This is a genomic window from Streptococcus cristatus AS 1.3089 (genome assembly GCF_000385925.1).
In the GTDB taxonomy this organism is placed as follows: Bacteria; Bacillota; Bacilli; order Lactobacillales; family Streptococcaceae; genus Streptococcus; species Streptococcus cristatus_B.
The window spans coordinates 1,809,464-1,825,508 of record NC_021175.1; the positions used below are offsets into that span (position 1 = coordinate 1,809,464).

Genomic DNA, 16,045 nt, shown 5'->3' on the forward strand with positions numbered 1-16,045 from the left:
TGGGACAGAAATCGGTAATTCGTTAGAATTCGATTTCGTCGTCCCACCTCCGCACAGTTGAGTAGGGCTATAAAAGCTGATGAAATCAGCCTAGTAGAGCCCACTCAACCACTGTGTCTTGCTCGACAATCCAAAGACAATTGAGAGGATAGGACTTTTGTCCCAGCCTCTTTATGATTCAACATAGCTAAAAGACGACTAAGCCTCTATCTCAAGAAGTAAATAAGGCAAGCCTAAGATCAAGCCAATAACTCCTAGCATAGCTCGCATTCCAGAAGCTGTAACAAGTACCTTCTGACCATCTTTTACCTGAATCTTATGCGATTTCATAAAACTTTGTCCAACCTGTAGTTCAACACTGTCTCCCTCAAAAGTCAGCGTTTTACCTTCATCATTCGCAAGTTTATCCACAAGTTCGCCATTTAGATAGACTGCAACATTTTGAACTACTCCAACCATACCCGTAGAACGCGTAATTGTAAATTTTGACATCAAAAGCTCCTTTATTTCAATCCAGCCCATCAACCAAAACTTTTATGTTTATTCTGCAATTCTAGCAGAGTAGAAAGGAAGAAGGAACATTAAAACAATATAAAGAATCAAGAGAATCGCACGAAGCAATCCACCAAATAGAAAAGCAACTACTAAAGTTCCCAAACAAATAGAAAAATTAGTAAAATTTGTTTCAACCAACAAGGTTTGCCCTGCTTTAACTGTCACTGGCTTGGTTCTCATAGGAGCAGCTCCTACACGAACAACAGCTTCTTCTCCCTCAATAGGAAAGACAGCCTCGTCACCATTCTGGATTGTACCAACCTTTTGACCATTGATTAAAATTGGAAAATTCCCAATAATCCCTACAAAACCTGTTCCACGTTTTACTTTAATTTCTGACATAAGGACTCCTTTTTTTTACCTATTTTACCATAAGTTCCATTCAAATAAAAGGTAAAAACCAGCCTCACGACTGGTTTTCCACTTATTTCTAAAGTTTTTCCAACTCTTCATTGAGCAATTTTTGTGCTACTTGTGGGTTGGCTTGACCCTTGGTAGCCTTCATCAATTGACCGATCAAGGACTTGGCCGCATTCTTGTTGCCGCCCTTATAGTCATTGATGGCTTTTTCATTATCCGCAAAGACTTGCTGGATAATAGGAAGAAGTTGGGCAGGGTCTGAGATTTGAATCAGGCCTGCTTTTTGTACATATTCCTTGGCAGAACCACCATTTTTAGCTAGATGAATAAAGACCTTCTTAGCAATCTTAGAAGAAATCGTTCCATCTGCAATCAGAGCAATCATTTCAGTCAGGTTCTCAGGTGTCAGCTCAATCTCAGTGATGGTCTTGCCTTCTGCATTGAGGTATTGAGCCACTTCTCCTTGGAGCCAGTTAGAGACAGCCTTAGCGTCACCACCTGCGGCAACAGCTGCTTCAAAGAAGTCTGACACAGCCTTCGTCGCTGTCAGCTGCTTGGCATCGTAATCAGACAGACCATAATCGCCCACATACTTAGCACGTCGTTCTTTTGGAAAGGCTGGCAGACTGCTACGCACTTGCTCAATCCAAGCATCCTCAATCTCAAAGATTGGCAGATCAGGCTCTGGGAAGTAACGGTAATCCGCTGAACCTTCCTTCACCCGCATGAGCAGGGTTTCGCCAGTCGCTTCGTCATAACGACGGGTTTCCTGACGGATTTGACCACCGCTGCGTAGGATTTCTGCTTGGCGTTTTTCCTCAAATGCTAGACCCTTGCGGACAAAGTTGAAGGAGTTGAGGTTTTTCAGCTCAGTCTTGGTACCAAATTCTTCCTGACCGTAAGGACGAATGGAAATATTGGCGTCAACACGCATGGAGCCCTCTTCCATCTTGACATCCGAAATGCCCGTGTACTGGATGATTTCCTTGAGAGCAGTCAGATAGGCATAAGCTTCTTCTGGACTGCGCATATCTGCTTCCGATACAATCTCAATCAGCGGCACCCCTTGGCGGTTGAGGTCCACATAAGAGTAGCCATCGCTGCCGTGGGTATTCTTTCCGGCATCTTCTTCCAAGTGGGCCCGCTCGATACGGATTTTCTTGGTCGTGCCATCTTCTAGCTCAATCTCAATCCAGCCATTGTAGCCAATCGGCTCATCAAACTGAGAAATTTGATAGGCTTTTGGATTGTCCGGATAGAAGTAGTTCTTGCGGTCAAAGTGCATCTTCTGGTGAATATCCATGTTCAAGGCCAGAGCAGCCTTGATACCATAGTCAATGACCCCCTTGTTCATAACAGGCAGAACACCTGGGAAGGACCAGTCAATGATATTGGTATTGGCATTTGGATCTTCACCAAAGTGAGCTGGAGCCGGTGAGAAAATTTTTGAATTGGTCTTCAATTCAACATGGACTTCCAGTCCGATAACTGTTTCAAAGTTCATTATTTTTCACCTCCAAAGATAACTGGCTGCTGTTTGTGGTAGTCAGTCGTCGCTTCAAATGCTGCGGCTGCCTGATAGATGGTCTCTTCATCAAAGTGGTTACCGATCAGCTGCAGGCCAACAGGAAGACCATCTGCAAAGCCAGCTGGGATTGAAATGCCTGGTAGGCCAGCCAGATTGACTGGAATGGTCAAAAGGTCAGCCAGATACATAGCCACTGGATCTTGGTTTTGACTGCCCAAGTCATAAGCTACTGTTGGTGCCGTTGGACCTAAGATCAAATCATATTTTTCAAAAACCTTAGCAAAATCCTGCATAATCAAGGTCCGAACCTGACCAGCTTTCTTGAAGTAGGCATCATAGTAACCAGATGACAGGCTAAAAGTACCCAGCATGATGCGGCGTTTCACCTCTTCACCAAAGCCTTCACTGCGAGATTTGACATAGACATCTTCTAGATTTTCAATGCCTTCTGCGCGGTAGCCATAGCGAATACCGTCAAAACGTTGCAGGTTAGAACTAGCTTCAGAGGAAGCAATAATATAGTAGACTGCTACTCCATACTTACTGTGGGGCAAGCTGACTTCTTCAACGATAGCACCTAGGCTTTCTAAGTGCTTCGCCGCTGCCAGAATCGTTTCCTTGACCTTGCTGTCAATTCCCTCACCCATGTATTCCTTAGGTAGGGCAATCTTCATCCCCTTGATGTCTTGGCCAATCTTGCTGGTAAAGTCTGGCACTGCATCTTGTGATGATGTAGAATCCTTAGGATCATTACCAGCAATAACATTTAGAAGCTGAGCATTTTCCTTAACTGTCTGAGAGAAAGGCCCAATCTGGTCTAAAGAAGAACCAAAGGCAATGAGACCGAAACGGGAAACCCGTCCGTAGGTTGGCTTGAGGCCAACTACACCGTTAAAGGAAGCTGGCTGGCGAATAGAACCACCCGTATCTGAACCCAGTGACAAGCGAACCTGACCAGAGGCAACCGCTGTCGCTGAACCACCAGATGAGCCACCAGGAACCTTGCTGCTGTCCCAAGCATTCTTAGTCGTTTTAAAGTAAGAGTTTTCGCTGGATCCACCCATGGCAAACTCGTCCATGTTGGTCTTCCCGACGATAATCATATCCTTACCATAGAGCTTCTCTACGCTGGTCGCATCGAAAATTGGCTTGTAGTTGTAGAGCATTTTAGATGCAGCTGTTGTCAAAATTCCCTTGGTTGAGATATTGTCCTTAACCGCCAGCGGAATTCCACTCATAAGATTATCGGCATCAATGCCCTTGGCATCCAGAGCCGCTGCCTGAGCCAATGCTTCCTCTTCACTGATAGTGATGAAACTGTCCACGGCAGCTTCACGTTCTTTGATGTCTGCCAAAGTCGCCTGAGTTAACTCTACTGCAGAAATTTCTTTCTTGACCAGCAAATCATGCAGCTCTTCAATGGTCTTGTGATTAAAAGTCATTAGGCATCTCCTCCGTCATCTAGGATGGCAGGCACTTTGATGTAGCCCCGCTCTTTTTCAGGTACATTTTGGAAAAGCTCTTCCCGGTTCCAGCCTGGCTGAGCCACATCTTCTCGCATATAGTTGATGTTGGCTGCCACATTGGAAGTGAAAGGCACTCCCTCCGTATCCACTTCATTGAGCAATTCGACCATGTCGACAATTTTAGACAAGGTTGTCGCAAACTCAGCTGTCTCTTCTGGTGAAAAAGCCAATTTTGACAGTTTTGCAACGTGACTTACTTCTTCTTGAGTAATCTTCATCTCTGATTCCTTTCGTAAGATAGGCGAGCATGAATACCGACCAAAAACAATAAATCTAAGAAAAAACTTTGTTTTCGAGGTTGAGCTCGCATTGTGTTGCTAAGATAGGGACGCTAAGCACTCGTAGCTGCGACCTCTTTCTTTGGCTTCTTCCTGATTTCTTCAGGAATTCGCATCATTTCATTTTACCATATTTCAGGCTAATTCTTCAATTCCAAATACAGTTCTTTGAGCTGTCTTTGGTCCACCAAACTCGGACTTTCCAGCATAGGGTCAAAGCCAGTACCATTTTTCGGAAAAGCGATGACTTGGCGGATATTTTCTTCCCCAGCCAAAATCATAACCAAGCGATCTAAGCCTAGAGCCAAGCCGCCGTGCGGTGGGAAGCCGTACTCTAAGGCTTCTAGGAAGAAACCAAAGTCCCGCTCGTAGTCTTCTCGGCTCATACCCAACAGCTCAAACATAGCTTCCTGAGCCTTCCGATCATGAATCCGCAGACTACCTCCGCCAATCTCATAGCCGTTCAAGACGATGTCGTAAGCGTGGCTGCGGAATTGATCTGGCGCCTGACCTTCTTCAAAAATGCCCTGTGTGAAAGGATGGTGCATGGCTTGATAGCGGTTTTGGTCTTCATTCCACTCTAGTAACGGCCAATCCACAACCCAGAGAAAATGAAGCAGACTCGGATCAATCAAATCCAAAGCTTTTGCCACTTCTATCCGCAGATGCCCCAAAGCTTCCTGAGCACGACGCTTCTTGGCCATGACTAGCAGGATGAGGTCTCCATCCTTGGCCTCAAAACGTGCTAGTAAATCCTGGCTCTCAGCCTCAAAGGTGCTAGCCAAATCCCCAACCAATTGATCATTTTCAACCTTAAGGCTGGCAAAACGACTGCAACCAAATTCCTTCATTTCTTGATAAAAATGACTGAGCTGTTTCTTGCTAAAAGCACTAGCCGCATCTGGCACACAGATTCCCATCATTTCCTCTTGGCTATCCAAGGCTTTCTTGATGAGAAGAGAGCCATTTTCTTGGCACAAATCCGTCAAATTCTTTAGTTCCAAACCAAAGCGCGTATCTGGCTTGTCAGAGCCGAAGCGGCTCATAGCCTCTTCATAGCTGATAGTTGGAAAAGCTTCCGTCAGCTCTAAACCATGAGTTTTCTTGACAACAGCCTTGAGCATGGCTTCAACCAGAGCTCGGATTTCTTCCTCGCTGGCAAAACTCAGCTCTAAATCTACCTGGGTAAACTCTGGCTGACGGTCTCCCCGCAAGTCTTCGTCACGGAAGCAACGAACAATCTGATAATAGCGTTCGAGGCCAGCTCCCATCAGCAACTGCTTGAGCATCTGAGGGCTCTGCGGCAGCGCGTAGAATTGATTTTTAAAGATCCGACTAGGCACCAAGAAGTCTCTAGCGCCTTCAGGAGTTGACTTAGTCAGATAAGGCGTCTCCACTTCCAAAAAGTCCAAACCGTTTAAATATTCCCGAATAGTTGATGTGACCTGGTGACGCAGTTTGAGGTTATGTGTCATCTTCTCACGCCGCAAGTCCAGATAGCGATATTTCTGGCGCAGGTCTTCTCCTGTATGGGCATGCTGGTCCAGCTCAAAAGGCAGAACCTTGCTGCTAGCAATGACTTCAATCTTTTCAGCTCGAAGCTCCACCTGACCAGACTTGATGGTCTTGTTGACAAAGCGCTCTTCCCGCTGAACGACTTGCCCCGTCACTGCAATGACATCCTCTTTGCCAATTTCTTCTAGCCTAGCAAAATCTTCAATATCACCGCCAACGAAGACCTGAAGCAAGCCCTCGCGGTCCCGCAATTCAATAAAGGCTAGCTTACCGTGATTGCGGATATTAGCCACCCAGCCAGTTGCGGTCATGGTCTGTCCGACCTGCTCTAAACCGTAGTTTCCGATAAAAATTTCTTTCATATTCTTTCCCTCTCAAATCCATTTGCAAGCCGCCCTGTCCTTGAGCATATTAGCAACTCTCTTCCAGTATCTCCACTTTTCCTTTTGCAAAATAAAAAGCTTCCGTCTCTGAAACAGACGAAAGCCGTGGTACCACTGTTATTCGCCGCCCTAAAAGGCAGCCTCTACGCTCGTAACGTGAGCGACGTTTATGCTTGATCACACAAAAGATTACGAAGCATGTTCTTCGGTTTTTGCTTTCTTGGTGCTGCTCTCAGCTATCAGCACTCTCTGTGCAAGTCAGCAAGCCTACTTTGCTTCTCTTTTACTCTTAAATTGTATTTATTATAGTCGAACCTAAGACATTTTGCAAGTGATTTAGGGCAAATTTGTGATTTTCCTCTGACAAAGAAGCCACAGCTGGCTCTACCACTTGGATTTGATACCCCAGATTATAGGCATCAATTGCTGTATGCAAGACGCAAATATCCGTCAAGACCCCAGTCAAAATGACCGTATCTACCTTTCTTTCCCGCAGGCGAATATCTAAATCCGTGCCAGAAAAAGCAGAATAATGGCGCTTATCCATCCAAAAGACCCGAGAGTCCGCTTGGTGCTTCTCATAGAAATCCGCCAAGGGTCCATAAAGATTGCGACCGCTCGTTCCCTTGATATTGTGGGGCGGAAAAAGCTTGCTTTCTGGGTGAAAGGCATCATTTTCATCGTGGGCATCAATAGTAAAGAAGATATAGTCACCTCGATCAAATGCCGCCTCGGTTACTTGAGCGATAGCTTCAGAAATCGCCTGAGCGGGCGCTCCTGCTGTTAATTTTCCCTCATCTGCAACAAAATCAACTGTATAATCAATGGAAATCAGTGCTTTAGCCATTAGTAGTCCCTCTTTTTAATTTCCTCAAAAACATCTGGAATCAGGACTTTCAGATAAGTCCCTTTCATTCCCAGCGAGCGGCTTTCAATAATTCCCGCACTTTCCAGCTTACGCAAAGCATTGACAATAACTGAGCGGGTAATCCCGATGCGGTCGGCAATGACAGAAGCCGTCAGTTGCCCTTCATTGCCATTGAGCTCTCCCAGAATAGCTGAAACAGCTCTTAGCTCTGAGTAAGACAGAGTATTGACCGCCATAGTCACAGCTGTCCGGCGGCGGATGTTCTTCTCATCTTCTTCCCGCTGGAAGTTAAGCAGCTGAATACCGACCACTGTGCTGGCAATCTCGACCAAAATCAAATCGTCATCCAAAAATTCTTTATCATTGCGCCAGATAATCAATGAGCCCAAGCGAATCCCTGAAACATGAATCGGCGCGATAGTGGTCAGGCCATCTGGAAAGTCATCCTTAGTTTCCACAGGAAAAATGGTCAAATCATGCGTGACAGGCAGATTGGCCTCTGTCTCATAGACCATGTTCGCTTCTTGGACGTATCCTTTAGGGAAAGTCTTGTCTTGGAAAAAGGCTTCTACACGATCATTATTTGTCTTGTAGCGCATAAAGTAGCCCAAAAGACGGCCCTTGCTGTTGATGATGCAGGCATTACAGTGAATAATGTCAGCAAGCTGGCGAGTAATCGCATTGTAAGGAAGTTCCTCTTGAAGCTGCTCTTCTGAACGTTTCAAGATAGAAGTAATTTTCCTTGTTTTTTCTAATAGGTTTGCCATACATTTACCTCGTATTTAGTCTCCTTGATTGTACCACAATGACCCGAAATTTTCAATAATTATCTGAAAATTGTGTATTGAAAAAAAATTCGCTACAATTTAAAGAAAGTCCGAGCTTAGCAATAGAAAATGACAGGAAAAATCACCTCGCTCAAAAGAAAAACCATTTAAAACAATTCTACAAAAATCATTTTAAACGGTTTATGATTCAACATTTAGACTTATCTGCGGTATTGGCGCAGGAAGCGCGTCATTTTTTCTTGGATCTGAGCTAGCTCATCCACCCGTGGCAGATAGACAATCCGGAAATGATCTGGTTCTTGCCAGTTAAAGCCTCGGCCATGGACAAGAAGGACTTTTTCCTGCTTGAGGAAATCCAAGACAAACTGCTCATCATCATCGATACGGTACATTTCTCGATCAATTTTCGGGAAGATGTAAAGACCCGCCTTAGGTTTGACTGCAGACAAACCTGGAATATCTTGAATGGCATTGTAAATGAAGTTTCTTTGTTCATAGATACGACCGCCTGGCAAAAGCAATTCATCCACCGACTGGTGACCTCCAAGCGATGTTTGCACAACCTGCTGGGCCAAGACGTTGGAGCACAAGCGCATATTGGAGAGCATATTTAGCCCTTCGATATAGCCCTTAACATGCTTCTTAGGACCAGATAGCACCATCCAACCAACCCGGAAACCTGCGATTCGGTGGGACTTGGAAAGACCATTCATGCTGACACAGAAGAGGTCAGGAGCCAGACTAGCAACCGGCGTATGGACATGCCCATCCATGACCATGCGGTCGTAGATTTCGTCCGCGAAGATAATGAGATTATTTTGGCGCGCAATTTCCACAATTTCTAACAAAAGGTCGTCAGGATACAGTGCCCCTGTTGGATTGTTAGGATTGATGATAACGATAGCCTTGGTATTAGAGGTGATTTTTGACTTGATGTCGTCAATATCTGGATACCATTCTGCCTGCTCATCACAGACATAGTGAACAGCATTCCCACCAGCCAGACTGACTGCCGCCGTCCAGAGCGGGTAATCTGGCATCGGCACCAGCACCTCGTCCCCGTCATCAAGTAAGCCCTGCATGGACATGACAATTAGCTCGCTGACTCCATTTCCCAGATAAATATCATCGATATCCACACTTGGAAACTTCTTGAGCTGGCAATACTGCATAATCGCCTTACGGGCTGAGAAAATCCCCTTAGAATCAGAGTAGCCCTCACTATCACGCGCATTCATAATCAAATCATGAATGACCTCGTCTGGAGCGGTAAAACCAAACTCAGCTGGATTTCCTGTGTTCAGGCGGAGAATTTTTTCTCCATTAGCTCGCATCCGCATCGCTTCTTCCAAAACTGGTCCACGAATATCATAGGCTACATGCTCCAATTTACTGGACTTATTAAATTCTTTCATCCTATTTTCCTCAATTCATCTGAATGATTTTATTATACCACCAGAAAAAAAGATTGACAATTAGGAAGAATCTAGGAAAGCTCCTTTCAACTAAAATAAGGCTTCTAATTTAGGAAAATACACTTATCCATCAAAATAATTTCACTTGATTTCTGAATTTCATTTGCAGCTTTACTTTTTTTCTGAAAAGGTTTACAATATAGGTGAAGACATAAGGACTCGAATCTAAGATTCGACAAAAGATGGAGGTAGCTTTATGACTCAACAAAAATATGAAAATATCATGGTCGCTGTTGACGGCTCTCGCGAAGCAGAACTCGCTTTTGAGAAAGGTGTCAATGTGGCGCTGAGAAATGCTTCTCGCCTGACGATTGCTCATGTAATTGATACACGGGCTCTTCAAAGCGTTTCAACCTTCGACGCTGAGGTCTACGAAGATCTCCAAGAAGAAGCACAAAAGTTGATGACAGAGTACAAGGAAAAGGCGCAAAAAGCAGGGATTAAATACGTTGATATCGTCATTGAATTGGGCAATCCCAAAACCCTCCTTGCGACTGACATCCCTGACGAACACAAGGTCGACTTGATTATGGTCGGGGCTACTGGTCTCAACGCCTTTGAACGCCTCCTAGTCGGATCATCATCCGAATATATCCTCCGCCACGCGAAAGTGGACTTACTAGTCGTTCGTGACAAAGAAAAAACATTCTAAAAATATCTAGTAGGCAGCTGCGATAGCTGTTCCCTACTTCCCTCATAACTGTAAATTAAAATCCCTCATTAGGCTAGCCTCGTGAGGGATTTGTGTTTTAAAACGATAACAATATTATTTCAGCTTGCCTTTCAAGTACTGGCCGGTATAGCTGGCTGAATTAGCAGCGACTTCTTCCGGTGTCCCCGTGGCAATGATGGTTCCACCACCGACACCGCCTTCTGGTCCTAGGTCGATGATATGATCAGCTGTCTTGATAACGTCCAAATTGTGCTCAATGACGAGGACTGTATTGCCATCGTCCACGAAGCGAGCTAAAACCTTGAGCAAACGCGCAATGTCCTCTGTATGAAGCCCTGTCGTCGGCTCATCCAAGATATAGAAGGACTTACCAGTCGAGCGCTTGTGAAGCTCGCTAGCCAGCTTCATCCGCTGGGCTTCACCACCTGACAAGGTCGTGGCTGGCTGCCCTAGAGTCACATAGCCTAGTCCCACATCCTTGATGGTCTGGAGTTTGCGGGCAATCTTGGGAATATGCTGGAAGAATTCCACGGCATCATTGACCGTCATATCCAGTACCTGAGCGATATTCTTCTCCTTGTAGTGAACTTCCAGAGTCTCGCTATTATAGCGGGTGCCGTGGCAGACCTCACAGGCCACATAGACGTCAGGCAGGAAGTGCATCTCAATCTTGATAATCCCATCACCCGAGCAGGCCTCACAGCGACCGCCCTTGACATTAAAGCTGAAACGGCCTTTCTTGTAGCCGCGAATCTTGGCTTCATTGGTCTTGGCAAACAGATCGCGAATGTCGTCAAAGACTCCAGTATAAGTAGCCGGATTAGAGCGCGGTGTCCGGCCAATTGGACTTTGGTCAATATCAATCAAGCGGTCCACATGCTCAATGCCGCTGATTTTCTTGAACTTACCTGGTTTAGCAGAATTGCGGTTGAGTTTTTGTGCAATGGCCTTTTTAAGGATAGAGTTGACTAGCGTTGACTTACCAGACCCAGAAACTCCTGTCACAGCAATGAATTTACCCAAGGGGAATCTAGCCGTGATATTCTGCAGATTATTTTCCTGAGCACCTGTCACTTCGATAAAGCGTCCATTGCCTACACGGCGTTCCAATGGTACTGGGATCTCGCGCTTGCCTGACAGGTATTGGCCTGTGATAGACTTCTTACTCTTAGCTACTTGCGCAGGAGTACCGGCTGCGACGATTTCACCGCCGAAAACACCGGCTCCTGGTCCCACATCAATCAGCCAATCAGCCTCCCGCATGGTGTCCTCATCGTGCTCAACTACGATGAGGGTATTGCCTAGGTCACGCATCTTCTTGAGGCTGGCAATTAGACGGTCATTATCACGCTGGTGCAAGCCAATAGAGGGCTCGTCCAGGATATAGAGGACGCCACTTAGATTGGAACCAATCTGGGTCGCCAAACGAATCCGCTGGCTCTCTCCTCCTGATAAAGTCCCAGCCGAGCGAGACAAGGTCAGGTAATTGAGGCCAACGTTATTAAGGAAGGTCAGCCGGTCATGAATTTCCTTGAGAATCGGCCGCGCAATAGTAGCTTCATTATCAGTCAGACTCAACTTCTCCAACTGTTCCAAGTGATCTGCAATGGACAGATCTGAAATCTCACCGATATGCAGGCCATCTTCGCCGCCAACCTTGACCGACAAGGCCTGAGGACTGAGTCGATAACCATGACAAGCTGCACAGGTCAGCTCGTTCATATAAGTCCGCATCTGCGTTCGAGTAAAATCACTATTAGTTTCATGGTAGCGGCGGTTGATATTGGTGACAACCCCCTCAAAAGGAATGTCAATATCGCGCACGCCACCAAATTCATTTTCATAGTGGAAATGGAACTCCTGCCCATCTGAGCCAAAGAAAATCAATTGCTTCTCTTCCTCAGTCAGCTCCTCAAAAGGCTTGTCCATATCAATGCCAAAGGCTGCCATGGCCTGCTCCAGCATCTGAGGGTAGTAGTTGGAAGAGATGGGATTCCAAGGCGCTAGCGCTCCTTCGCGCAAGGTCTTGCCAGCTTCTGGCACAACCACATCTAGATCCACCTCCAGCTTAACCCCCAGACCATCACAGTCTGGACAGGAGCCAAAAGGTGCATTGAAAGAGAAGAGGCGTGGCTCTAGCTCTGGCACCGTAAAGCCGCAGACTGGACAGGCATAGTGCTCAGAAAAGAGCAGTTCTTGACCGTCCATGGTGTCAATCACCACATAACCCTCAGCAATCCGCAGAGCAGCTTCGACCGAGTCAAAAAGACGGCTGCGCACCCCTTCCTTGATGACAATTCTGTCTACCACGACCTCAATATCATGCTGCTTGCTCTTGGATAGCTCTGGCACTTCCGTTACATCGTAGACATCCCCATCCACGCGCACCCGGACATAACCATCTTTCTGAATCTTGTCAAAAACGGTCTTATGCTGGCCTTTTTTCTTGCGAATGACTGGCGCTAAAATCTGCAATCGCTGACGCTCTGGCAATTCCAAGACTTTGTCAACAATCTGCTCGACAGACGAAGCCTTGATAGCTCCGTGGCCGTTGATACAGTAGGGCGTTCCGACACGAGCATAGAGCAGGCGCAGGTAGTCATTGATTTCGGTAGCTGTTCCCACTGTTGAGCGAGGATTTTTACTGGTCGTCTTCTGGTCTATGGAAATAGCTGGGCTGAGACCATCAATCGAGTCCACATCCGGCTTTTCCATATTGCCCAAAAACTGCCGAGCATAGGCCGATAGACTCTCCACATAGCGGCGCTGCCCTTCTGCATAAAGGGTGTCAAAAGCCAGACTGGACTTGCCCGAACCGGACAGACCCGTCACCACGACCAGCTTGTCCCGCGGAATTTCTACATCAATATTTTTTAAGTTATGAGCTCGCGCTCCATGAATCACAATTTTATCTTGCATCTAGTCCACACTTTACCTTTAAACTTCCTCTATTATAGCAAATTTTTCTGCAAACTTTTGCCCAAAAAACTGGAATTTGTAGTATAATAAGACGGTGCTTAAAAATGATTCTAGGAGGAGATATGAAACAAGTATTTTTATCAACAACAACCGAATTCAAGGAAATTGATACACTTGAATCGGGAACTTGGATCAATATGGTCAATCCTTCCCAGAATGAATCTTTAGAAATCGCAAATGCTTTTGGCATTGATATTGCTGACTTACGAGCACCACTCGATGCCGAGGAAATGTCTCGGGTTACCATCGAAGATGACTACACCTTGATTATCGTGGATGTGCCCATCACAGAGGAACGGAATAACCAGACTTACTATGTCACCATCCCGCTTGGTATTATCATCACGGAAGATGCCATCATCACGACCTGCTTGGAAAAATTGCCCCTGCTCGATATTTTCATCAATCGACAACTGCGCAACTTTTACACTTTCATGCGATCACGTTTTATCTTTCAGATTCTCTACCGCAATGCCGAGCTCTATCTGACGGCCCTGCGTTCCATTGACCGTAAGAGCGAGCAGATTGAGAGCCAATTGCACCAGTCGACTCGAAATGAAGAACTGATTGAGCTCATGGAGTTGGAAAAAACCATCGTCTATTTCAAGGCTTCCCTCAAAACCAACGAGCGCGTGATCAAAAAATTGACCAGTGCCACCAGCAATATCAAAAAATATCTGGAAGATGAGGACTTGCTGGAAGACACCCTGATTGAGACCCAGCAGGCCATTGAGATGGCTGATATTTATGGAAACATCCTCCACAGCATGACAGATACTTTTGCGTCCATCATTTCCAACAACCAGAACAATGTCATGAAGACACTGGCCTTAGTAACCGTTGTTATGTCCATCCCGACCATGCTCTTCTCAGCCTATGGGATGAACTTCAAAGATAATGAACTACCTCTAAATGGTGAGCCCCATGCCTTCTGGATTATCATGTTTATCGCCTTTGCTCTGAGCGGCTCTCTAACCCTCTACCTCTTCCATAAAAATTATTCTAACCACCAGAAAGGACCACCATGTCACAAGTATTATTAGACAAACTAACCAAGAAAAATAAGGAATTTCTCCACATTGCTACTCATCAACTCCTCAAAGATGGCAAATCCGATGAAGAAGTGAAAGCAATCTTAGAAGAAATCATTCCAAACATTTTAGAAAACCAAGCCAAGGGTATCCCTGCCCGTGCTCTCTATGGGGCACCAACTTACTGGGCATCTTCTCTCACTGCTAAGGAGCGCTATGATGCCGAGCATCCTAAGCAAAATGATGATCCAAAATGGATGATGCTGGATTCCGTCCTCTTCATTTTCGGTTTCTTCACCGTTCTGACTTCCATCGTCAATTTAGCATCTTCTAAACCCTCTGTTTACGGCATGACGACACTTGTCTTTGGTAGTATTGTCGGCGGTCTCGCTTTCTACGCCCTCTATCATTTCGTTTACCGTTTCTACGGACCAGACACTGACCGTAGCCAACGACCACATCTACTCAAATCTATCCTTATCATGCTAGTAGCCATTGCTCTTTGGACCCTTTCAATCGTTGGTTCTAGCTTACTACCCGACTCTCTCAACCCGCATTTATCAAACATCATTGTTGCCATCATCGGAGGGATCACCCTAGCACTTCGTTTCTACCTCAAGAAACGCTTCAATATCAAGAGTGCAACCATGGGGCCAGCCAAATATTAAACAGCATAGAAAAGAGGTTATAAACCTCTTTTATTTTACTCTTTTTGAAAAGTATAACACCAACTCATCGTTATTCTCGCACGAAGCATAGGGGGTGAGTGGCTGATTTTGAAACCAAACTCCTGATCCATCTGGAATATAACCGCGACCTACATACAGTCGTTGTGCTGGACCATAGCCTTTATGCAGCCCAACACCCAAACTGATCACATCTGAATAATTCTGAGCCACTTGCTCTGCTTTGTTCAATAAAGCCGTGCCAATTCCTCGCTTTTGGAAACTTTCAAAAACATTAAAATCAGTTAACTCAGGATAAAGGCCAGCAAAGGGGCCATGCTTTGCCAATGGAATAACTGTAATGTAACCAGCCAAAGATTCCCTAATAACCGCCACCAAAACTTGGCGCTCACCCGCCTCTTGCTCCAGAAAGTAGTTTTTTAAAATCTCTCTCCGGCCAGGCCAGCCTTGCTGGATAAAAGCATTCGATAAGCCTTCAATATCCTCAAAAAACATCTTCCTGATGGCTAGTGCTTCTGTCATGGCAATCCTCCCATATCTTGATCGTTTCTTCTATTATAGCACTGTCCCTTTCTATCATCAAGATAGCAAAAATCCCTGCTAGAAGCAGGGACTCTCATTAGTCTTCATTTACGAAAGGCATCAAAGCCATTACGCGAGCGCGTTTGATAGCTGTTGTTACTTTACGTTGGTTTTTAGCTGAAGTTCCTGTTACACGACGAGGAAGGATTTTCCCACGTTCTGAAACGAAACGGCTAAGAAGCTCAGTATCTTTGTAATCAACATATTCAATCTTGTTTGCTGCGATGTAATCAACTTTTTTACGGCGTTTGAATCCGCCACGACGTTGTTGAGCCATGTTATTCTCCTTTATATTATAGTTCTAGTTTTGTCCATTATTAGAATGGTAAATCATCGTCTGAAATGTCCATTGGATTTGAATTGCCAAATGGGCTTTCATCACGAGAAAAATTCGGTACTTGGTTGAATGAGTCAGCACTTCCATAGCTTGGTGCAGAATTTCCACCGAAGCCACCGCCACCAAAGCCAGCTGAAGCCTGCCCTTCACGGCTTGCACGACTTTCCAGAAGCTGGAAGTTGTCTGCAACGACTTCTGTGACATAGACACGCTGGCCTTGCTGATTGTCGTAGTTACGAGTCTGAATGCGACCAGTAATTCCGATTAGAGCGCCTTTTTTGGCCCAATTAGCAAGATTTTCTGCCTGCTGACGCCAGATAACAACATTGATAAAGTCCGCTTCACGCTCACCACTTTGATTTTTAAAGTTGCGATTAACAGCTAGAGTAAAGGTTGCGACCGCTTGGTTCTGCGGTGTATAGCGAAGTTCAGCATCACGGGTCATACGTCCCACAAGTACAACGTTATTAATCATAATTTA

Annotated in this window: 16 protein-coding genes; 3 read left to right on the forward strand and 13 right to left on the reverse strand. The window is 45.5% G+C overall.

Annotated elements, in window-relative coordinates; all coding sequences use genetic code 11:
• Positions 1 to 198: 198 nt before the first annotated feature.
• The 9 genes from I872_RS08940 to I872_RS08980 all read right to left on the reverse strand — a co-directional run bounded on the left by I872_RS08940 (position 199) and on the right by I872_RS08980 (position 9,216).
• Positions 199 to 492 (reverse strand): hypothetical protein, encoded by a 294-nt coding sequence (locus I872_RS08940; protein WP_015605774.1) that lies wholly within the window; start codon positions 490 to 492, stop codon positions 199 to 201.
• Positions 493 to 540: 48 nt separating this feature from the next.
• Positions 541 to 897 carry a hypothetical protein gene (locus I872_RS08945; protein ID WP_015605775.1) on the reverse strand — a complete coding sequence of 119 codons (357 nt, stop codon included), beginning with the start codon at positions 895 to 897 and terminating at the stop codon, positions 541 to 543.
• A gap of 88 nt (positions 898 to 985) precedes the next feature.
• A complete protein-coding gene (gene gatB, locus I872_RS08950) occupies positions 986 to 2,419 on the reverse strand; it encodes an Asp-tRNA(Asn)/Glu-tRNA(Gln) amidotransferase subunit GatB (RefSeq protein ID WP_015605776.1) in 1,434 nt (477 codons plus the stop codon).
• Positions 2,419 to 3,885: an Asp-tRNA(Asn)/Glu-tRNA(Gln) amidotransferase subunit GatA gene (gene gatA, locus I872_RS08955; RefSeq protein ID WP_015605777.1), complete on the reverse strand. Its 1,467-nt coding sequence runs from the start codon at positions 3,883 to 3,885 to the stop codon at positions 2,419 to 2,421. Before gatA ends, gatB begins: the two co-directional genes overlap by 1 nt.
• On the reverse strand, positions 3,885 to 4,187 hold the full coding sequence (gene gatC, locus I872_RS08960) for an Asp-tRNA(Asn)/Glu-tRNA(Gln) amidotransferase subunit GatC (RefSeq protein WP_005591696.1): 303 nt from the start codon (positions 4,185 to 4,187) through the stop codon (positions 3,885 to 3,887). Before gatC ends, gatA begins: the two co-directional genes overlap by 1 nt.
• A 200-nt stretch (positions 4,188 to 4,387) precedes the next feature.
• Positions 4,388 to 6,124 (reverse strand): aspartate--tRNA ligase, encoded by a 1,737-nt coding sequence (gene aspS, locus I872_RS08965; RefSeq protein WP_015605778.1) that lies wholly within the window; start codon positions 6,122 to 6,124, stop codon positions 4,388 to 4,390.
• Positions 6,125 to 6,434: 310 nt separating this feature from the next.
• Positions 6,435 to 6,992, reverse strand: coding sequence for a cysteine hydrolase family protein (locus I872_RS08970; RefSeq protein ID WP_015605779.1), 558 nt, complete (start codon positions 6,990 to 6,992; stop codon positions 6,435 to 6,437).
• On the reverse strand, positions 6,992 to 7,780 hold the full coding sequence (gene codY, locus I872_RS08975; protein ID WP_015605780.1) for a GTP-sensing pleiotropic transcriptional regulator CodY: 789 nt from the start codon (positions 7,778 to 7,780) through the stop codon (positions 6,992 to 6,994). The genes I872_RS08970 and codY overlap by 1 nt, the downstream gene beginning before the upstream one ends.
• A 221-nt stretch (positions 7,781 to 8,001) precedes the next feature.
• Complete coding sequence (locus tag I872_RS08980; protein ID WP_015605781.1) at positions 8,002 to 9,216, reverse strand: pyridoxal phosphate-dependent aminotransferase; 1,215 nt, start codon at positions 9,214 to 9,216, stop codon at positions 8,002 to 8,004.
• A 256-nt stretch (positions 9,217 to 9,472) separates the two neighbouring features.
• Between I872_RS08980 and I872_RS08985 the strand changes: the two genes are divergently transcribed.
• Positions 9,473 to 9,928, forward strand: a complete 456-nt coding sequence (locus I872_RS08985) for a universal stress protein (RefSeq protein WP_015605782.1) — start codon at positions 9,473 to 9,475, stop codon at positions 9,926 to 9,928.
• Between the two features lie 114 nt (positions 9,929 to 10,042).
• On the opposite strand, the gene uvrA is transcribed toward I872_RS08985, so the two are convergent.
• Positions 10,043 to 12,868, reverse strand: a complete 2,826-nt coding sequence (uvrA, locus tag I872_RS08990; protein ID WP_015605783.1) for an excinuclease ABC subunit UvrA — start codon at positions 12,866 to 12,868, stop codon at positions 10,043 to 10,045.
• 122 nt (positions 12,869 to 12,990) lie between these two features.
• On the opposite strand from uvrA, the gene I872_RS08995 reads away from it, so the two are divergent.
• Both I872_RS08995 and I872_RS09000 read left to right on the forward strand, forming a co-directional pair.
• A complete protein-coding gene (locus I872_RS08995; protein ID WP_015605784.1) occupies positions 12,991 to 13,971 on the forward strand; it encodes a magnesium transporter CorA family protein in 981 nt (326 codons plus the stop codon).
• Complete coding sequence (locus I872_RS09000; protein ID WP_015605785.1) at positions 13,953 to 14,627, forward strand: DUF1129 domain-containing protein; 675 nt, start codon at positions 13,953 to 13,955, stop codon at positions 14,625 to 14,627. The genes I872_RS08995 and I872_RS09000 overlap by 19 nt, the downstream gene beginning before the upstream one ends.
• Positions 14,628 to 14,657: 30 nt before the next feature.
• On the opposite strand, the gene I872_RS09005 is transcribed toward I872_RS09000, so the two are convergent.
• From I872_RS09005 to I872_RS09015, 3 genes are all read right to left on the reverse strand, one after another.
• Positions 14,658 to 15,167, reverse strand: coding sequence for a GNAT family N-acetyltransferase (locus I872_RS09005; RefSeq protein WP_015605786.1), 510 nt, complete (start codon positions 15,165 to 15,167; stop codon positions 14,658 to 14,660).
• Positions 15,168 to 15,264: 97 nt separating this feature from the next.
• Positions 15,265 to 15,504 (reverse strand): 30S ribosomal protein S18, encoded by a 240-nt coding sequence (gene rpsR, locus I872_RS09010; protein ID WP_000068664.1) that lies wholly within the window; start codon positions 15,502 to 15,504, stop codon positions 15,265 to 15,267.
• A gap of 40 nt (positions 15,505 to 15,544) precedes the next feature.
• On the reverse strand, positions 15,545 to 16,039 hold the full coding sequence (locus I872_RS09015) for a single-stranded DNA-binding protein (RefSeq protein ID WP_015605787.1): 495 nt from the start codon (positions 16,037 to 16,039) through the stop codon (positions 15,545 to 15,547).
• Positions 16,040 to 16,045: the final 6 nt, after the last annotated feature.